General features: G+C 57.0%; 16 protein-coding genes and 1 pseudogene. 12 read left to right on the top strand and 5 right to left on the bottom strand.

The window, feature by feature from the left end; genetic code table 11:
* Positions 1 to 265: 265 nt before the first annotated feature.
* Together LGN17_RS13695 and LGN17_RS13690 are read right to left on the bottom strand one after the other, a co-directional pair.
* Positions 266 to 2,665 carry an ATP-binding protein gene (locus tag LGN17_RS13695; RefSeq protein WP_226197282.1) on the bottom strand — a complete coding sequence of 800 codons (2,400 nt, stop codon included), beginning with the start codon at positions 2,663 to 2,665 and terminating at the stop codon, positions 266 to 268.
* A 23-nt stretch (positions 2,666 to 2,688) separates the two neighbouring features.
* A complete protein-coding gene (locus LGN17_RS13690; RefSeq protein ID WP_226197281.1) occupies positions 2,689 to 3,465 on the bottom strand; it encodes a response regulator transcription factor in 777 nt (258 codons plus the stop codon).
* A 978-nt stretch (positions 3,466 to 4,443) separates the two neighbouring features.
* Here LGN17_RS13690 and LGN17_RS13685 point away from each other — a divergent pair.
* The 12 genes from LGN17_RS13685 to LGN17_RS13630 all read left to right on the top strand — a co-directional run bounded on the left by LGN17_RS13685 (position 4,444) and on the right by LGN17_RS13630 (position 17,812).
* Complete coding sequence (locus LGN17_RS13685) at positions 4,444 to 5,355, top strand: flagellin (protein WP_226197280.1); 912 nt, start codon at positions 4,444 to 4,446, stop codon at positions 5,353 to 5,355.
* A gap of 240 nt (positions 5,356 to 5,595) precedes the next feature.
* Positions 5,596 to 6,345 carry a FliM/FliN family flagellar motor switch protein gene (locus LGN17_RS13680; protein ID WP_226197279.1) on the top strand — a complete coding sequence of 250 codons (750 nt, stop codon included), beginning with the start codon at positions 5,596 to 5,598 and terminating at the stop codon, positions 6,343 to 6,345.
* An 8-nt stretch (positions 6,346 to 6,353) separates the two neighbouring features.
* Positions 6,354 to 6,695, top strand: coding sequence for a flagellar motor switch protein FliN (fliN, locus tag LGN17_RS13675; protein WP_226197278.1), 342 nt, complete (start codon positions 6,354 to 6,356; stop codon positions 6,693 to 6,695).
* Positions 6,692 to 7,438 carry a flagellar type III secretion system pore protein FliP gene (gene fliP / locus LGN17_RS13670; RefSeq protein WP_226197277.1) on the top strand — a complete coding sequence of 249 codons (747 nt, stop codon included), beginning with the start codon at positions 6,692 to 6,694 and terminating at the stop codon, positions 7,436 to 7,438. The genes fliN and fliP overlap by 4 nt, the downstream gene beginning before the upstream one ends.
* Positions 7,438 to 7,710 carry a flagellar biosynthetic protein FliQ gene (locus LGN17_RS13665; protein ID WP_226197276.1) on the top strand — a complete coding sequence of 91 codons (273 nt, stop codon included), beginning with the start codon at positions 7,438 to 7,440 and terminating at the stop codon, positions 7,708 to 7,710. Before fliP ends, LGN17_RS13665 begins: the two co-directional genes overlap by 1 nt.
* Positions 7,711 to 7,717: 7 nt before the next feature.
* Positions 7,718 to 8,515: a flagellar biosynthetic protein FliR gene (fliR, locus tag LGN17_RS13660; protein ID WP_226197275.1), complete on the top strand. Its 798-nt coding sequence runs from the start codon at positions 7,718 to 7,720 to the stop codon at positions 8,513 to 8,515.
* Positions 8,512 to 9,651, top strand: coding sequence for a flagellar type III secretion system protein FlhB (flhB, locus tag LGN17_RS13655; protein ID WP_226197274.1), 1,140 nt, complete (start codon positions 8,512 to 8,514; stop codon positions 9,649 to 9,651). Before fliR ends, flhB begins: the two co-directional genes overlap by 4 nt.
* Positions 9,648 to 11,738 carry a flagellar biosynthesis protein FlhA gene (locus LGN17_RS13650; protein ID WP_226197273.1) on the top strand — a complete coding sequence of 697 codons (2,091 nt, stop codon included), beginning with the start codon at positions 9,648 to 9,650 and terminating at the stop codon, positions 11,736 to 11,738. The genes flhB and LGN17_RS13650 overlap by 4 nt, the downstream gene beginning before the upstream one ends.
* 253 nt (positions 11,739 to 11,991) lie before the next feature.
* On the top strand, positions 11,992 to 12,147 hold the full coding sequence (locus LGN17_RS36865) for a DUF5993 family protein (protein WP_226197272.1): 156 nt from the start codon (positions 11,992 to 11,994) through the stop codon (positions 12,145 to 12,147).
* Positions 12,148 to 12,161: 14 nt separating this feature from the next.
* Positions 12,162 to 12,749, top strand: a complete 588-nt coding sequence (locus tag LGN17_RS13640) for a disulfide bond formation protein B (protein WP_226197271.1) — start codon at positions 12,162 to 12,164, stop codon at positions 12,747 to 12,749.
* A 665-nt stretch (positions 12,750 to 13,414) separates the two neighbouring features.
* Entirely contained in the window at positions 13,415 to 14,056 is a 642-nt protein-coding gene (locus LGN17_RS13635) for a response regulator transcription factor (protein WP_226197270.1), read from the top strand.
* A gap of 183 nt (positions 14,057 to 14,239) precedes the next feature.
* A complete protein-coding gene (locus LGN17_RS13630; protein WP_226197269.1) occupies positions 14,240 to 17,812 on the top strand; it encodes an ATP-binding protein in 3,573 nt (1,190 codons plus the stop codon).
* 41 nt (positions 17,813 to 17,853) lie between these two features.
* Here LGN17_RS13630 and LGN17_RS13625 read toward each other — a convergent pair.
* The 3 genes and pseudogenes from LGN17_RS13625 to LGN17_RS13615 form a co-directional block, all read right to left on the bottom strand.
* Positions 17,854 to 18,050 (bottom strand): annotated as a pseudogene (locus LGN17_RS13625) (integrase core domain-containing protein); the annotation flags it as partial.
* 8 nt (positions 18,051 to 18,058) lie between these two features.
* A complete protein-coding gene (locus tag LGN17_RS13620) occupies positions 18,059 to 19,003 on the bottom strand; it encodes a sulfite exporter TauE/SafE family protein (protein ID WP_226197268.1) in 945 nt (314 codons plus the stop codon).
* 90 nt (positions 19,004 to 19,093) lie between these two features.
* A complete protein-coding gene (locus LGN17_RS13615) occupies positions 19,094 to 19,768 on the bottom strand; it encodes a DUF2726 domain-containing protein (RefSeq protein WP_226197267.1) in 675 nt (224 codons plus the stop codon).
* Positions 19,769 to 20,235 lie beyond the last annotated feature (467 nt).

Raw genomic sequence — 20,235 nt, 5'->3', positions numbered from 1 at the left:
CAGATTGGCTATGGGCGCAGATTCTGGGACGTCATCCGTCGTAGAACGAGAATGTTCAACGAAACATTGATTGGCCCGCTAACGGCGGCCTGTCACTGCTGCTCACGCTCAACGGGACCGAGAACGCCCATACCGCAAATGAGCAGGTACAAAATGTAGGAACGTGGTTCGCGGCGAGCCCGCGCCCGTGCGCCCGCGCCGTCGGCTGTCAGGCCCTTGCAGTCAAAAATATGACGCGCGGCTCACGTGCGCCCCAGGCGTCGGGCTATATCGCGAACCGGCAGTCACGCGCTGGCGCTGCAGTCATCGCCAGCGCCGCAGGTCGGGTTACGTCGACCATTTCCGTCATTCGAGCGCCTCCCTCCTTCGCCGAGATGCAAGGCAGGATCAGCTCGAACACGGTACCGCTCCCAGGTGCACTGTGCACGGCAACCGTGCCGCCGTGTCTTTCGATCACGGCCTTGACGAAAGGTAACCCCAACCCGACGCTGGCGCTGCCGTCGGCCTTGCGCTCGGCCTGAAAGAACGGCTCGAACAGGCGACGAACCGTGTCGTCAGTCATCCCGACCCCGCTGTCGGTCACCTTCAGTACCAGTTCGCCGTTGCCGGCCGAGCCAACGGTGAGCGACACTACGGCACCGGGCGGCGAATACTTGATCGCGTTGTCCAACACGTTGACGACCGCACGCATGAGCATGTCACCATTTCCGCTAACGAGGGTGTCTTCGACCAAGAATACCGGTGCGCGCAACACGACACCCTTTTGCTCGGCTGCGAGCCAGTTCTGGTCGATCGCCTCCTCGACCACCTCGCTCAACGCCACTGGCTCGAATTCGGTCCGATCGAGTCGCTCGGCGCGGCTCAACTGCATGAAGTCCTTCGCGATACGCAACGAGTATGAAGCCTGCTGCCGTAGATCGCTCAGGAAAGCGCGATCCGACTCCACGTCCGGATTGCTGCCAACGGACGCGCCCCGGCGGTCGATCAACGACAGGATGGCCGTCAGTGGACTGCGCAGGTCATGGGCGATATGGCGCAATGTCCACTTGTCGTGCGAGACAAATCCCTTCAGATCGCAAAGGTCGATCAGACAAACCAGGTGGGACATCTGCGTGTCGCCGTCGGAAGGATTGTCCACGCTCAGCCCACTCGACAACCGCTCACACATCAGCATATAGGTGCGCCCGCCCCATTCGATTTCACGACTGGCGTCTCCGCTCCCGCATACGCTCTCGGCCACGAGCCGCTCGACTTGCATGAATGGCAATCGTGCGTCAGCCAGGCCACCTGCGGAGTCCTCGCGCATTAAAGTGGCAGCCTTCGCGTTCCACACGGCAACGTGGCCACCCATCGTGAGAAAGACCGGATACGGAAACTGGTTGACCATGTCAACGTAGAGCTTTTGCCAGCCACGTACCTGCAGCAACGCTGCTTTGATGCCGACCAACTCATCGGACCGCTCGGAGGGAGAAGCGAGCGCGGCTGCACCCTCCCGTGGTTGGATGGCGGCCGCGATCGCTTCCCATTCGCGTAATTCGCCTCGCAACATCGAGAGCACGCGGGCGTGTCGCTCCCACGCAAAAAAGCCATAGATCAGCAGGCAAACAACCGGAAGCAACCCCAGCGGCAACCAGATATGGAAGACCAACATTCCCAGTGGAACGGCGAAGATCAACGCACCCCAGCCGAGCGCCGCCAGATGCACCGCCCGACCGGGCACAAACACGCAGATCAGCACGACGCCGAACGCGAGGACCAGATAGATCGACACCCCGACGGCCGTGGGTGCTTTGCGCGCAAGATTGCCTGAAGCCACGGCGTCAGCCATGAGCGCGTCGAGGTGTGAGCGCGTGACCTCGTGCGAATTGAGCGACGAGATTTGGAACATCCCTCCGGCGCCCCACGCCTGGCTACCGACGAATACCACCTTCCCATCGAACGCATCCGCGGGTACGCGTTGCTGCAGCACGTCAGTATCCGAATACCGTGCCAGGTGCATCGATGCCGGCAGCATTGTCATCACCGCCGGCGTGCGTGCGACCCCAATGGACTGCGCGTACGGCCTGACGAAATCAACGACCGGCAACGGCGGTTCGATGCCCGCCACCCGCAGCGCGTCGAGCGCAACGTGCGCATAACGGACGCCCGCAGACTGACGGTAAGGTACGAAACCACTCACCACACCGTAGTGGCCCATCGTAACGACTCGCTGGCTGTGCGCGGCAGCAAGCGAACTGAGCGCCGGCGGCAGCAAGCTTGAGCAGCTTCCTGCCTGCCCATTGAGGCTTGGCTCGACCAACACGGTATGCGAACACGCTCGCATGCCGGCGCGCAGACTCGAATAATCGAACCCGGGCCACAGCGGCAAATCGAGCGTGACGCTGCGCGCCTTACCAAGCGCGCCGAGCAATTGCGCCAAATATGCGTCCATGCTATGCGGGTCCAGTTGCGCGACCACCTCTTCATCGATGTCGACGACCACCACCTGTCGCGTCGACCGATGCGCAACCAACTGCGCCATCATATCGAACAGCACACGATCCAACGCGCCCGACACCATGCCGCTGCCGGGGTTCCCGCTCAACGCAGCCAGTGCCAGCATCGCAAGGACTACAAGGCCGCGCAAGGGACCGATCGCCATCAAGCGGGAAATGAGTTTACGCATAGAGCCGTCAGCTTGCTGCAAACTCAATCCAAGTCGTTGTCGGCACCACCCGCCAACCGCTCGAGGCGATACCCGTAGCGATACACGCTCGATATTCCGAGCCCGTTCGGTCGCAACCGAAGGCCGGTTCGCACCCGTGTGATATAGGTTGCCAACGTGCCGACATTCGACGAATCTGCAGCCCCCCAAACCTGCTTGAGCAGCACCTCGCGACTCACCACGCGTCCGGCGTGCGCGAACAGGTACAGCGCAATGGAAAATTCGCGCCCAGGCAGCACGACTTGCTCGCCGTCGGGCAACGTCGCCGTGCGCGTGGTCTCGTCCAGTATGAAGCCAGAGAATTTGATTTGCTTATTGCGCTGAACCCCTGGGTACCATTTGCGCAACTGTGCGATAACGCGAGCAATCAACATTCGCTCGCTGATAGGTTTGATCAGATAGTCATCTGCACCACAGCTCAAGCCGTGCAGGATATCGCGCTCGTCGTCATGCTGAGTGAGCAACACAATGGGAATCAGATAGTCGACCCGCTTGCGCATGTCTATCAGTACGTCGATGCCGGTCATGCCGGGCACATCCCAATCGAGTAAAAGCAAATCGACCTTCTCTCGTGCGACGCGGTCGATAAAGCGGTTTCCGTCGTACTCGACAATAGCATCGTAGCCCGCCGCCTCCAGCCAGTGTCGAACGGTTCGCGCATGTGCGACGTTGTCTTCTAGGAGCGCAATGCGCGGCTTTTTTGCATCTTCGGGCGGGACTGTCGACATGATTTCGAGACTGATGAGGATTTTGGGAGGCACCCACTGTCGCGTCCTGTCAATAAGAGATCGAACAGAATTCGTGGAGCCCACGTTAAGCGGCTGAGTTTCCCGTGCGAGTGTGGACAGAATGCTTTCACTAAATTTCGTAATCCTAGATACTAGAAAATATTGCGAGGTCGTAGGACATTTCAGCCGCATCACTGGGCTGCCATCCTTGCAATAAGCGATCACGATAGTTAGCCATGCGGCCATTCCGATGTGCCGCGGAGCGGAGCCGAAACGCTCGACACCGCATCATCAGCCCGCGCATGCGCATGGCACGAGAAAAGGGCCAGAGATTGAAGATCAGACATCAGTCACACGGCAACTCGTACGCTTCTCAACTTGCGTTATGCGTAACGCTCGCCACAGGCGGCGAATCGCCAGCAACCTAACGGACTGGCAACTCAAGTTCGAACCAGCATCAAGGGAAAATGCCGAGTCTGAAGTTCGCACGGCGAGACTCGAAGCCCACACCAGCTCCTTTTTGACCAGAGATACAGATCCCAATGTAGAGCTAAAGTGTGATCGAAATCAGTTGCGCCCAATATCAGACAACTCTTATTTTCCAGAGTTGCCACGTTAGACGAGCCAGATCGACGGCATGTCGCTACGTGCAGGAATGCCAGCACATCTGCAATCACTGACGCCCCCTCCCGTGATGGTCTTGCCCACTGAACGCACGAACAAACGCGAGATCAGCTCGCTGCACAAAGCCGCGGCCAGTTCGCTCTGACGCTCTTGCAGTTGTTCATAGCGCCATCGCCCAGCACCGTTGAGATGGCAAGAATTCTCTCGTCAGTGGAGAAGCAATCTTGACGTTTGCACATCCGCCGAACCGCATCTCCAGTGTGGCCGACTCGATTCGATTTAACGTCTTCGGATCGCCTGCCGTCTTGAACAGGCGTCGCCCCCTGACGAGTGGGACGCGACTAAAAAACACTTCCCACCCTCGCTTAGACTTAAGGAATACATACCATGCTGAGCCTGCACACCAACGCCGCCGCCATGAACATCAAGAAGGCCATCGGCAGCACAAGCAACAGCCTTAACACCACGATGACCCGTCTGGGCACCGGCTTGCGCATCAACTCCGCGAAGGACGACGCCGCCGGCCTGCAGATCGCCGTGCGCCTGCAAGCGCAGACTCGCGGCATGGGTATGGCCATGCAGAACACGCAGAATGCGTCGTCGATGCTCCAAACTGCGGACGGCGCGATGAAGGAAGTCACCAACATTCTGTACCGCATGAAGGATCTGGCTACACAAGCCGCTGATGGATCGTCCTCGGCAAACGAAAAGACTGCCATGCAGGCCGAGTACGATGCATTGGGTAAGGAACTGTCGAACATCATGAAAAACACGTCGTATGGCGGCGCCAAGCTTCTGCAGAAGGAAGTCAAAAATAAGGATGACGGCAAGGTAGTGAGCGAGGGCGGACGCCTGACGAAGGAAATCACCTTCCAGATCGGCGCCACCAAGGACGAAACGATGGCAGCCGATTTCTCCAAGCACGTCGCCAACGCCCACGACAAGTTCGAAGGCCTGTCGGCGAGTTACACGGGCACGGAAGCAGGCAAGACTGAAGAGGCCGGCAAGGAGCTGACTGACAACGCCAACGCGACGATCGATCTGATCAACAACGTACTTGACGACGTGGGCGCGTTGCGCTCGGCCATCGGTGCAGCAGAAAACCGCCTCGCGCACACCCACAACAACCTGGCAAACATGTCGACGAACACGGCTGACGCCGAAGGCCGCATCATGGACGCCGACATGGCATCGGAATCTGCCAAGATGAGCTCGCAGCAAGTACTTCTGCAAGCCAGTATGTCGATGCTCAAGCAAACCAGCAGCATGAACCAGATGGTCTTGTCGCTGCTCCAGTAAGCACTGCCACGCGATTCAGTTGAGTCCAAAAGCGGCCCGCCACAAGCGGGTCGTTTTTTTTGGAAGGTGTTCAAACTCTGTTCAACTTTCTCCGCTCCGTGCCGCACGCTACAGACAATGGCGCCAATTCTTCTTCCAAACGACCCTTTGACCGTGTCAGCATCTCCCCCCCACTCCCGCATCAGCCGAGCCGCATCGCCGGTGGTGCTTGATCCGTGCACACTAGGGCGTCCATACCATTTGCTTGAGGATGTTCTACAAGATATCAAGCGCAGAATCGACCACTCCCTGCATGAACGATTCAATTTGCGCCGAGGCACGAGCTTCGTCGTCACTGAGATCTCTATCGCCGCGATGCGGTCGCGCCATGCGGCCGTCTGGCGCACTTATGCCTGCAACCATGGACAGATTTCAGTGCGCTGCGACCGCGAGCTACTGCTGGCGCTGCTGGCCTGTCATTACGGCACTTCGCTTGACGAGGCCGTGCCGGCCGCCCCGGCGCGAGAAACGGGGGCGGAACGGCGCTTTTCGACACAACAACACACCGCGCTGCTAACCGCGTTTGCCTCAGCGATGCTCGGTGACCAGGCAGAGCCCTTTTCGCCAAATGGGGACATACTGCCCGGTCCGGGAGTCCGCGTCCTCCGCATGACGATCTCGGACCGCTTGCGCAAAGTTGGTGGGGACGTCGAATTCGCATTGGACGACATGTGGCTCGACCACTTGTTTGCGCGCCTCGATGCTCAGTACCTGCGTCCTGCCCCCGATAGCGCTCCGGCCAACTTGAGCATCCCCGTCACGATGTCGGTGCACGTCCTGTCCAAGAACATGCGCCTAGACGAACTGCTTCGTATGCAGCCGGGCGACGTGCTTCCTGTTCGCTTGCCCGATGCCGTCGACGTGCTCGTCAACAACGTTCACCTCTACCGCGCGGCCTTAGCCGAACATCAAGGCGCGCTGTGGATTACTTCTTTCGAACCCGTGGAGTAACCCCCAACATGACCTCGACCACCGACCTTGATCTCTCCGCGTTGGGTGACCTGGATCTGGGAGACGATCCGAAATCCATCACCGAAACCACTTCGGCGCGCGACCCGATGCGTATGCTGCGCCGCATTCCCGTGCGTTTGACGTTGGAGGTAGGGGAGGCCACCGTACCGCTAGCCGATCTGCTGTCGTACGAAACCGGATCGACGGTAGAGCTCAATCGCCTTGCCGGCGAACCCCTGATCATCAAGGTAAATGGTACGCCGGTGGGCTTGGGCGAAGTCGTCGTCTCTGGAGAACACTATGGCCTCCGCATCATCGAACTCGACGACCTCAACGCTCTTACGCCATGAAGAATCGCGACCTCCTGTCCCCCCTGTGTGTAGCGTTAGCAGCTTTCGCTACGCCCGTGCTCGTGCAAGCCGACACGCTGACGCTCGCGTCCGATGCCGTCGGCGGCCAAGGCTTCACAGTCAAAACGCAGATCCTCGTTCTAATGACGCTGCTCGGGCTACTGCCCGCGCTACTGATGACGATGACGAGCTTCCTGCGCTATGTGATCGTACTCTCGCTGGTCAAGCAGGCGCTAGGCCTGCAGCAAGGATTGCCAGGGCGCATCGTTACTGGTGTCGCGTTGGTGCTGACCATGCTTACGATGCGCCCGGTCGGTGAGGAAATCTGGCAAAAGGCCTTCGTGCCGTACGACCAAGGCAAGATCAGCATGCAAGCCGCACTCGCGACATCAGAACAACCGCTGGGGCGCTATATGCTTGCGCAGACGAACAAGGCCACGCTCGCGCAGATGGCCAAACTCTCCGGCACCGAGAAAGTCACGGATCCGGAGAAGCAACCGTTTCTGGTTAAATTGTCGGCGTTCGTGCTGAGCGAACTGAAGACTGCATTCCAGATGGGCGCCACGCTGTTCATCCCGTTCCTGATCGTCGACATCATAGTCGCGTCCGTACTGATGGCAATGGGAATGATGATGCTGTCGCCACTAGTCATCTCGCTGCCGCTGAAGCTGCTCCTGTTCGTACTCGTGGACGGATGGTCACTCACCGTCAACACCCTCATTACCAGCGTAAAGGCCTATTGATGCTGACTCCCGATCTGGCCGCCAGCTTCGCCGTCGATGCGTTGCGTCTGGTGCTCGTCATCATTCTCGTGCTGATTACACCAGGCCTGATAACCGGTTTGCTGGTCGCCATATTCCAGGCCGCGACACAAATCAATGAGCAGACGATGAGCTTTCTTCCGCGCCTGCTCACGACGCTGGTCGCACTCGCGCTGGCTGGCCCATGGATGACCGGGCGCGTAATGCACTACACGGTTGAGATCTTCAGCCGCGCCGCACAATTGACCGGGTGATTCGGCAATGGAAATTTTCCTTGCCCAGCTCCTGCCGCTCGCGAACACAATTTTCTGGCCTTTCTGCCGAATCGCTGCCGCTTTGGCCGCATCACCGATCTTGGGTGAAGTGATGGTTCCCGTGCGCCTTCGGCTGCTGGTCGCCCTCTTCCTCGCATTAGCCATACAGCCCGGTATTCCTACGATGCCAGTGATCGACCTGCTGCAGCTCGAAGGTGTAGCTGCCATGGCCGAACAGGTACTGATAGGCGGCCTGCTCGGCTTCGTGTTCCACCTTGTGCTGTGCGCGCTACAGATTTTCAGTACCATCGCGTCGTCGCAATTGGGCCTGTCAATGGCGCAGATCAATGACCCGATGAATGGTCAAATGGCCGACGTGCTCACCAGCGTTATGTATGTGGTGTTCATCCTGCTGTTCTTCGCAGTTGACGGCCACCTGATCCTCACGAGTGTCATCGCACGCAGCTTTGCAGTTTGGCCGGTCGGTCAATTTGCCTTCGACCTCGACGCGCTCAAGCATCTCGCATTCGCAGTAGGCTGGATCTTCTCCGCCGCCGTGGCGTTGGCACTCCCCGTGATGTTCGCCACGCTGGTAGTACAAGTCGGCCTAGGCCTCCTCAATCGCGTAGCCCCAACACTGAATATCTTCGCGTTGGGCTTTTCGATTACGACCATGTTCGGTCTGTTACTGCTGACGCTGCTGTTGCCGTCACTGCCGGATCACTATGGCCGCATGGTGGAGCACGTTCTAGAACTCTACGACCGACTCGCGACGCGGCCCATCGGCAACGGGGGAATGCAATGAGCGAGCAACAAACCGGCGACAAGACCGAAAAGGCCACCCCGCAAAAACTTCGCAAAGCCAGAATGGAAGGCCAAGTTGCACGTTCGCGAGACATCGGCACGTGTGTGGGAATTCTGGTTGCTCTCAAGCTCATCGTCGTACTCACGCCGGCGTGGCTGGTTGAACTCAAGCACATTTTCGCGCTGTCGTTTGCCGACCTATCCGGCGACGACAGGATCTGCAATGCGATCTCGATGCTATTTCCTGCAGTGGTGCAGCTACTGTGCAAGATGCTTGCCCCGCTGGCCGCAGTGCCCGCCGGTATCATCGTCGCGTCGCTGGTACCCGGAGGCTGGACCATAAGCCACAAGAACGTCATGCCAAAGCTGAACCGCTTGAACCCGATTTCAGGGCTCAAGCGGCTGGTGTCAGGCAAGCATTACGTGCAGTTCGGTACGACTGTGCTCAAGGCCCTCATATTGATGGCTACGCTCTTCATCGTCTGCCGCGCTAACTTGAGCGGCTTCATCCGCCTGCAAGGCGCGCCGTTAGCGAACGCACTGATCGGTGGGACGAACCTGTTTCTATCCTCTGCCCTCACGCTGTCGTGCATCATCACCGTGTTCGCACTAGCCGACATACCGGTGCAACAAATCATCTTCAAGCGCGGCCAGCGGATGAGCAAGCGTGACATCAAAGAGGAGATGAAGCAGTCCGAAGGAAGGCCCGAGGTCAAGAGCCGCATCCGCCAAATTCAGCGCCAGCTCGCGCGCCAGGGGATCCGCAAGACCGTTCCAACCGCCGATCTGGTGGTGATGAACCCGACCCACTACGCAGTCGCACTCAAGTACGACGTAACGCGTGCACAAGCGCCGTACGTAGTAGCCAAGGGGGTCGATGAGGTTGCGCTGTTCATTCGCGACGTCGCCCGAGGGCACAACGTCGAGGTGCTCGAGCTGCCGCCGCTGGCCCGTGCGATCTACCACACCAGCCAAGTCAACCAGCAAATTCCGGCAGAGCTGTATCGCGCGGTAGCGCAGGTGCTGTCCTACGTGCTCCAGATTAAGGCATTCCGAAGCGGCAAGCGCGACGTTTCTCCATCGCTGCCCACTGGCATCACCATTCCCGAACACTTGCAAAAATCACAGTCCCGATGAACGTGATCGACCTACTCAAGCGCCTGAAGTTTGCAGCCCCTCTCGCCCTGTTCACCATCTTGGCGATGGTAATTCTGCCGCTTCCACCGGCCGCATTGGACGTCATGTTCACGTTCAACATCGTGCTATCCATTGTGGTGGTAATGGTGGCGGTGACCGTTAGGCGACCGCTTGACTTCTCGGCCTTCCCGACCATTATCCTGGCCGCCACGCTGATGCGCTTGACGTTGAACGTCGCATCAACACGCGTAGTTTTGCTTAACGGCTATACGGGCGCGAGCGCAGCCGGCCAAGTGATCGAATCGTTCGCCAATGTAGTGATCGGCAGTAATTTCGTGGTCGGCCTGGTCGTCTTCGTGATCCTTATGATCATCAACTTCGTAGTGGTCACCAAGGGCGCGGAACGCATTTCGGAAGTGTCCGCGCGGTTCACGCTCGACGCGCTGCCCGGCAAGCAGATGGCCATCGACGCCGATCTGAATGCTGGCGTCATCACGCAGACACAAGCCCAGCAACGCCGCAAAGACGTTACGACCGAAGCTGACTTTTACGGCGCCATGGATGGCGCATCGAAGTTTGTGCGCGGCGACGCCATCGCCGGCATTCTGATTCTCATCACCAACTTGATTGGCGGTGTGATCATCGGTGTAATCATGCACGGCTTGCCTGCAAGCGAGGCATTCCACAAGTATGCGCTACTGGCCATCGGGGACGGCCTGGTCGCGCAAATACCCGCCCTACTGCTGTCCGCCGCCGCCGCGGTAATTGTCACCCGCATCGACGACGCACGCGACTTCGAGGAACAGGTCGGCCAGCAGTTGCTGGCCTCGCCGATGGTGCTGTTCAGCGCCGCTGCATTGATGGCCGCATTGGGCCTGATCCCGGGCATGCCGACGTTGGTGTTTCTGTGCTTTGCCGCAGTACTCGTTTACGTCGGCTATCGGATGACGCGGCGTACTTCGCCCTCCGCTGCTGTCGAGGCGGAAGAAACCGCACGCGTCATGCAAGCCGCGCTAGCCGCGCCCGGCAACGAATCACTCGACTGGAGCAGCCTACCGTATGTGGACGCGCTTTCGGTATCCCTCGGCTACAAGCTGGTGGAGATGTTGGATCGCGCTCAAGGCGCGCCCCTGGTGCGCCGCCTGCACGGCACCAGACAAACCCTTTCAGAACAACTAGGCTTCCTGCTACCGCCAATCGGCGCGCGCGACGACATGAGTCTGCCCCCTTCCGGTTACACCGTCATCCTCAACGGCACCGCGCTGGCCCAGGCCCAAGTGCAACCAGGTAAGCTGATGGCCATTCCGTCACCTACCGTCTACGGCGAATTGGATGGCACACCAGACATCGACCCTGCCTACGGCATGCCGGTCACGTGGATCGAGCCCGACCAGAAGGCCCAGGCACTCGGCCTCGGCTACCAGGTGGTAGATTGCGCGACGGTAATCGCCACGCATACGGCCAAGTTAATTCGCGAAACGATCCCCGAGCTGTTCAGCTACGATAATGTAAGCGCCATCATCGAACGCCTGACGGTCATTGCGCCAGTGCTGGCCGATGCGCTGGGGAAATGCCTCACGCACAGTCAGTTGCGCAAGGTATTCCGTACGTTGTTGGCCGAGAACGTGTCAATCAAGGACATCGAAACCGTGTCCGCCACCCTGGTCGAGGCCGCAGAAACCACCAAGGACCCGCTACTGCTCGTGGCCGAAGTCCGCTGCGCACTGCGTCGCCAGATCGTGGCAGGACTTGGCGCCCAGCACGAGGCGCTCAAGGGTTTCAGCCTTACAGTGGAACTTGAGAACATTCTGCTGAATGCCCTAAGTCTCGCGGAGCAATCGGGCACGCGTGTGCCGCTGGACAACTTCCCAGTCGAACCGAACGTCCTATCACAGTTGCAGACCCATATGCCCGCGGTGGTCGAACAATTGAAACAAATGGGTGTCGCCCCGGTACTGATCGTCGTGCCACGCATTCGCCCGATGCTCGCGCGGTACGCCAAACTGTTCTCACCGGACCTAACCGTCCTGTCATACAACGAAGTTCCCGACAATACGGAAGTCAGCATTGTCGGCACGCTCGGATGACGCCCGGGAGAGGGCTCAACTGAATCGACGATATAGACGCTGATAGGAGGAATGGAGAGCTACTTATGACGAGTGCTGATCGTAGCGGCATCCCAAAATAAGGAGAGCACAAACGCAGCATCTGCCACGATCGCTACGACAACCTTCCCGGCTCTTCTATTCCAACCTGTGACAGGCAATCTATTTTTAGTCGTTTGACCCAACCTCGTCACGCTTTTCGTTTTAACCACCACCTGAAGGACTCGAAATTTTCATGTTTCTTCCTTTTCTGTTGTCACTAGCATCGTTCGTCTCAATAATATACTGCAAACGTTCGCGTACGACGACCTACTTTTTCATCGCCGCGCTGATCTCGACTCTTTTCTCATTCGCTCATCATGCGACGGATTCGCTCAATCTATATCTCTAAATGACATCGCGATAATGAAAATGAAGACCCTTCGAAACGAGATCAACGGCAACGCCGCGACAAACAATACGCTAGATATTCTTGCATTAATTTCAATTAGTGCAGCATTGCTCGTCGCATTCTATTATCAACTTGTATTCAATGAGCTGCCCTGTCCATTTTGCTTACTACAGCGCGTCGGATTGATTCTCGCCGGGATCGGATTCGCAATGAACATCAGATACGGTGTACGTGGCACACATTATTGCTGCGTGCTCGTCAGCGCTGTCGCAACCGGAGTCATCGCAGGTCGTCAGGTACTGCTACACATTTCACCTGATTCAGGAGCGTATGGTTCGACTCTGTGGGGACTGCATTTCTACACATGGTGCTTTATCGCGTCGGTATTGATCATTTTGTATGTTTCCTTGCTGCTCGCTGTCCGCCGCACAAGTGACTCTATGCAACCTCCGTCGATGAGTACCAACGGACGAATCGCGATGGCAGTCTTCGGGCTTATGATCATCGCCAATCTCGTATCGACGTTACTCGAATGCGGTGGTGGTCAGTGCGCGAGCGATCCGGTCGAGTACGAACTGCTCGAACGTTTACGCAATCACTGAGCATCCCGTAAACGGGCAGTATTTCAATTATAAAAGATATAATTTTTAAACAAGCGATAGCGCACGCGATATGCATGGCCAAACACCTGAGGAACTCCGGCACACCCACCCATTCGATCCCGTGCATTTGAAATTTCGGTCAGTAACTTGCTCAAAGTAAGTGAAGTGGCATCGAAATCGATGCCACACATACCGGCCGTGCGGCGCAACGCGTGCGGGGTGTCGAGTCCTGGTGTAGGTTGACAGTATCGAGTCGCTAGAACGCCTGATGCACTGCGTCGGGCGTTTGTATTTCAGGGTTGCATGTGGTCGTTCATGGTTGTAGAGGGTAAGCGGCCAGCCAGCGGCTACCGCTATGGGCCCGGAATCTCGACCCTACCCCGCGTCATCGTTAATACCATCACCAACAAAGCATTGGATCCCAAAGCCGCGCCGTAGCAATCAAAATTCGAATTGCCACCGCCCTCACAAATCTTCAGTACGAAAATTACAAAACGCCAGGTGCGATCAAACAGCAATACAAAGTGATGCACGCAATTGAGAAATCAGATAATTCTGATATTTACGCGAGACGCACAGGCGTAATCTGGTTTTCTTTGGTTGACGAACATCGATCCCATATCATTTGACAAACTCGATCGATACTCATTAATGGGGATTCTGGAATGGCATGCCGCGTTGTACTCGCAGACGACCATCCGATCATGCTGCTCGGCTGCCGCATTCTGATCGAGCAGAACGGCCTGGAGGTCGTGGGGGAAGCTCGCGACTCCAGGGAATTGATGTCGATTTTGGCACGCGTCGCGTGCGATGTCGTGATTACGGATTTCTCGATGCCTAACACTGGACGTGTCGACGGCTTGCCTATGCTGTCGTCGATTCGACGAGAACACGTAGCTTTACCGATCATCGTGCTTACAAACATGGCAAATGCCGGGCTGTTACGTGCGATGTTGAACGAAGGTGTCCTGGGTATCGTTGAGAAAGGAGCGGAAAGGAACGAACTGTTCGCTGCCGTCCGTTCCGCCCTAAGAGGTGCAGTCTACATCAGCGCCAAGTTGCAGCTCGAACTGTCGAAGCTTGGGCTGACAGAAACAGAAAGCCGGCGTGCCGCTAATTTGACTCCTCGAGAGCTCGAAGTATTGCGCCTTCTCGGCAGTGGCAAATCACCGGCCGAAGTCAGCCAAGTTCTCCATCGGACAATTAAAACGGTCAGTTGGGCCAAAACATCGGCAAAACGCAAGCTCGGTCTCAAAAGCGATGCCGAACTCTACGAGTACGTCACCAATCTCGGGCTCAACGGTTGACGCTGTCCTCCTCATTGCGAGTGCTATTGGACGTCACGGCCCTCTCGGCTCGGGCTCCAGGCCTCAAAGCGATGAGGTGCAAGGCGAATTGAAACGCTGTATACGGCGCACATTGCAACGTACTCCACATAATCCGTTACTTTGAAGAATACCTTTTGGGTAAGTGTCCGGTTGAGCAGCATCATGGCCATAGTCGTCCTGACTATGAATCCGATCGATTCGGCAACGGTTGAAAATCTCGAAACATCAGCGCTTCGGTTGACGCAACCTTCGCCGACAAACCCGGTGTTGCCGCCGCAGATTCCTAACGAGGCCCATGGTTTGGCGCTCACGGCAGACGAGCGACGCTGGCTGGCTTCGCTGCCTCCGATCAAGCTTGGCGTCGATCCTGACTGGGCGCCGATCGCCTACATTGATGCCAGTGGTCGCCCGAGCGGCATCGTCGCCGACTATCTGACGTATATCTCGGAATCCCTTGGCATCAGCTTTATACTGGTGAAAACGAATTCGTGGTCAGAAACCTTGTCCTTGGCGCAATCAGGTCACGTGGATGTGGCAGCGCCTGTCAATTCGCCGACCGGGCACGGCGAAGACTTGCTCTACAGTACGCCGTTTATTACCCTTCCCGACGTCATCGTTACCCGTCCCCACGCGCTGCCGCAAGGCATCGTCGATCTCGCGGGTCGTCGAATAGTTATTTCGGATCCAAGCGAGCTTCCCGCAAAGGTATTGCGCCAACTGCCAGACGCTGAAATTGCCGTGGCCACCAACGCCTATCACGCGATGCAAGAGGTAGCGGAGGGGCGTGCCGACGCTTATCTCGGCAACGCAGCGATCGTCGATTTCAACATCAGGAGCTATTTCCCGGGTGCTCTCAAGATTGCATCGCCAGCCAATATAGAGAGTCGGTTGAGTATTTCGATACACCGCCGCTATGAAAGACTGTTGCCCCTAATCAATAACGCGATTGCCGCGATGCCAAAAATGGAGCAACAACGGATTCGAAGCCGATGGCTTTGGCCCCGCTATTCAGCCGGGCTGCCATGGAAAACCTTCGAGCTTACGTTACTAGGCGCTGCGATCATATTGGCGACCGTTATCATCGCGTACGTCCGGCTTCGTCACGAGGTCCGTCAGCGACTGGCGGCCGAACACGAGTTGGCAGACCAGCTTAGCTTTCGTGAAGCGCTAATGGAGTCACTCCCGTATCCGCTGGCTGCCAAAGATAGTTCGAACCGATATATCGCGCTCAACCATGCCTATGAAACCGCATTCTCGGTGAAGCGTGAGGACCTGATAGGTAGAACAACGCTGGAAGCTTTACCGGTGGAACCCGCATGGAGTATGCAAATCCACACGATGAGCGAGCAAGTCCAAGATCAGAATCGAGCCCATCATGCCGAGATCAACCTGATGGACGGCGACCATAAGTTGCGATCCTGGTTGTACTGGATGCATCCATTTCAATTACCAAGCGGAAAGCCAGGCGGCCTTCTGGTGACGTTGGTCGATGTGTCGACCATTCGCGACGCGGAACAACGTGCGCGTGCTTTGGATCAACGTTTAAGACGCGTGACTTCTCACCTTCCAGTCGTCGTCTTCGAATTTCGTCGTACACCGGATGGCGCACTAAGGTTTCCTTATGTAGGTGGCGATACGCGGGCCATGTGGGATCTGGACGCGCTGACGATGGAAGCCGATGCGCTTACGGCGCTCTCGCGGGTCCATCCCGATGACAGGCCTCTCATTAAATCGGCCGTCAAGTACTCGGCGCTTACCATGACGCCGATCTCCATCGATTTTCGATGTGTGTCACATGGCCGCGAGCGATGGATCCACACCGAAGCGACGCCACAAACGGAGCTAAATGGGACGATGTTCTGGAGCGGAGTCTGGTCGGACGTCACTCACGCCAAGGCGCAGGCGGAAGAGCTCGCCCGCGCGAAAGAAGCGGCTGAAATTGCGGCAGCATCAAAGTCTCGATTTCTCGCCACCATGAGCCACGAGATCCGCACGCCAATGAACGGGATCATAGGGATGTTGGAACTATTGCGCCACGAATCGTTGAGCACAAGGCAGCAACGGATGCTTCACATGGTCGGGGATGCTGCGATGACCTTGATGCAGATTCTTGACGACGTTCTGGATTTCTCGAAGATAGATGCCGGACACCTGGAGATCCTGACGGAGCCGACTGATCTACGCGCGCTCGTGGACGGCGTCAGCGCCATAGCCGCTACATTGGCTCACGACAAGGGCCTTGTCGTTCGCAATGCCGTCAGTAACCAACTTGCCGCCGAATTGAAAGTCGACGGCCTGCGCCTTCGCCAAATTCTCATTAATCTGATAAGCAACGCAATCAAGTTCACGGAAAACGGCGAGGTCGGCATCAGCATCTCCGTCTTCGACCAACGGGAAGCGTGCCAACGTGTGCACTTTACGGTACATGACACGGGCATCGGCATCGCGCCCGCGCAACTGCAATGCCTGTTCGCGCCTTTCACGCAGGCCGACACTTCGATCGTACGCCGCTTCGGCGGCACTGGATTGGGTTTGGCCATTTGCAAACGCCTGGTCGAGCTGATGCATGGATCCATTCACGTTGACAGCACTCCGGGTTTAGGCACTCGGATCACGGTTGAACTAGACCTGGACGTACAGCTCCAGATCCGTTCCACGCCGCTAGCGGGAAAGCATGCATATATCGCGTCGTCCGACTCGGCGCTAGCCGCAGCGTTACGCGAGCTCTTGATACCGCTCGGTATCATCCCCATGGGAGCTGCCTCACAGGCGGACATACACTTTGTCGACGAAAGTCGACTCGAGGAAATTGATAACGACAGGCCAGCTATCGGACTAACGGTCGACCCGATTCCAACGGGCTACGAGATCTCGGCTGAGGGCACGTGTCGGCTCAGCCACAATCCGTTGATGTACTCCGCGGTCGAAGCACTTTGCCTACATGTCGTCGGTGCAACTCGATCTGCCGAGACCGATATCCAGCATCTGCATGTTGAATATCAAACTTCGGGGCTTCAGATTCTTGTCGTCGACGACCATCCGGTCAATCGCCTTGTCACCAAGGCGCAACTTGAACGACTCGGTTATACCGCTGTTGCGGTATCCAACGGCTTGGACGCGCTCCGAGTACTGGATAATTCCGATTTCGCATTGATACTCAGCGATTGCGCGATGCCGGAGATGGACGGCTATGAATTGACGAGACGCATCCGCTCCCGGGAACATCAATCACGGGATACCCCCATTCTCGCCTTAACTGCAAACGCATTGCCCGACGAAGCAATTCGATGCGCGGAAGCCGGCATGGACGGCTTGCTCGTCAAACCGACCACCTTAGCCGTGCTGCGTGACCAACTCGCGCATTGGATCGGGATTTCGCGGTGCCGGACACGGACAGACTCCATGAGCAGTCTCGTCGGGCATCGCTTGCCCGAAGAAGGCGCATACCCGACGATATTGATTCAAGGATTCGTGACGGAGACCTTGAAGGATATTGCTTTCCTTCATGCAGCAGTAGGCGACAAAAACGCGGCAGCCGCTGCCGATCGCATCCATCGGATAGCTGGCGCAAGCAAATTATTCGGCTCAGGTGTTTTGGGCGATTATGGTGAAAAATTGGCCACCCAACTTCGGCTGGGTGGCCTCTCGGGTCAAGAGGCGGCATTGGCGGTCTTTTGCACCAAGGTCGAACAACTCATCACACGGCTCAACACATTGATGAAGGGAACCACGTGACTTGTGAGTAGCACTGACCTGCGGCGGAGTTCTTTGACCAATCAAGCAGTGAGTCTCGCGTCGATATTATCGGAATCCAGCCAGGCTCGGCGGACCGTGGCCGGAGGTTGGTAGCGATGAGCACCGTGGCCTCGGCGCGGCTACTGAACCATTCGCAGTTTGGCAATTCGTCTCGCAGTTTGCGATTGAAGCTTTCGACGAGTCGGCTTTGCCATGGATTACCACGCGCGGTGAAGGACAAACGTCTCAGGTCAAGGTCAGCTCATTGCACATATGTGCTGAATTCGAATGCGCACACGTGTGCGCCTCGGGCGGCGAGCTCGAGCACGACATACACATATGGTGCAGCTCGATCGCGTGCCAGATGCACGCATCGGTGGCGGATGATCCGCCGTGTCGAAAAATGCCGGATTTCCAGATCATTTGCATCGCTGCGACGAGCACGAGCAGCAGGACGACCTTCCTGAAAATTTCGGGGGACATCTGGTCCCGCAGCGGACGAACCAGCCACATGCCGGCAATCGCTGGCAGCGTGGCGGCCGTCGAGATCACGAGATCCGCACCGCTCGCCTGCGCCGCACCGCTGAGCGTAGTGAGCAGCGTAACGACCGATACCACGAGGATGATCGCGATCTGCTTCGTAAACGCCCGGCCACTCGCTCCGGACGAAATCAAGTAAGTGGCGAGCAATGGGCCGGGAACCGATGCAATGCTTTCCGTCACTGCCGCACCGAAGCCGAGCACGAAACCAACAGGTTTGCGCCATGCGGGTGCCAAATTGAGCTTCGGTGCCGCGAGCATCAGCGTCGCGACCACAATCAGTAGTGCGCCAGAGGCTGCTTGTGCGTGACCCGAGTTCAACGAAAGCAGGATCGCCACGCCGGCGATATTACCGAACACCGTCCCCGCGATCGGCGCGGCGATCTTCCGCGCCGTTGCAAGCACCTGACCACCTTCCAGCGCCTGCGGAATGTTGCCGAGAATGATCGGCATGGACAGCAGCAATACTGCATCTCGAATCGGCATGAACTGGCTGACGATCGGCATCGCAACCAGCGGCACACCAATGCCAGTGATGCCCTTGGCCATTCCGCCCAGTACAAGCGCAGCAACGATCCAGATTAGATCGAATGTCGTAAGCACCTGCAGGCTGGAAGCCAGCCCCCCTTCCGTAACGTTGAGTTGCATCATTGAATGGTATGTCTCGGCACATCTGTCAACAATTGATGTCGATCGCACTGTGACGATCAACCACGCCCCCGGCTGCCACGAAATAACAGGTTAATTCCGCCGTCCGGATGAGCGAACCGAGCACGACTCAAAATCTCGCCTCAGCACGGTCAAATCAGTCTTGATGCTCCAATACCGCATCACACGCAAGCCAAAGGTCTGCGCAACGTCATCGCTCAACAAATCATCTCGTCGGATATATTGCCACGCATACGATCTGTCATCCAACTCAATCACATACAACAAAACACCATCACCCCCGCGAACCACAAAATCGAAAATCTTTTTATCATATAATCCTAAAATAAATTTATCGTTACCCTCATAATTAACCATATCTTTCAAAGCAACCTTCTGGAAAATGTTCGCCTCCGGCAATGCAGTGCACAATCGATCATAAAACTCCGACTTCTCTGCAGCGGTAAGTGCCAAATGTCCAGAAGGAGCTGCGCTCGCAAGCAAAGACTTCGGCTCGCCTTTTACTAATGGACCGCACCTCGCGGTGAGCTTATCCGCGCAGTCTGGATGGCTTCCGACATCGGGCGCTGCCGTTCCGGTCGCTCGCCCACGCTCCGCAAGCAACTCGCCCTCGTACTGTGCGCGCCCCTGCGCTAGCGCCCCCCCCTTCGCAAGACTTTGACCCTCGGCTCCCGAACCACTATCTGATTGCCGTCTATATTTTCGCGAATGCCTTACCCCGTTCACACCAAGAGTGACAAAAGCCATACCAACAATCGTAAGAAAAATCATCGACGGAACCATCATGGTTTTAATTATATTTTGAAGGTATGAATTTTCTTCAAACCTCGAAAACCGATCAAGCCTCCCGTGACAACCTACAACACTTCACCACGAATTTCCTTAATTAGATTATTCCAGTTGCAAAAACAAGGGTTGCGTTGCCATTCGCGCGGGAGCATGGCTTATAACAAAAATCAATATTTCAGTTACGCAATATCCCCTTATTTCCTGATGTCGGAGAAAAAATAACCGTTTGATCCCCTCCCGCGCTTAGCACGGTGACGGTTTAGAGTCCGTCCCAGAGAGGATCGGCAATGGAAACCCGTTCATGCAGCGCTTCCGTCTGAATCAGAGCGCTACTTAGCCCGTTGGCCTCTACGAATTCCGTCCGACCTCACATGCAGCGCGTACATAAAAAAGACCCGCGCGAGGCGGGTCCGGAAATGCTGGAG

The sequence above is a fragment of the Burkholderia sp. AU30280 genome, assembly GCF_020420125.1.
In the GTDB taxonomy this organism is placed as follows: domain Bacteria; phylum Pseudomonadota; class Gammaproteobacteria; order Burkholderiales; family Burkholderiaceae; genus Burkholderia.
Note: the sequence above shows the minus strand (reverse complement) of the source record. Positions and strands in the feature narration are given on the sequence as shown.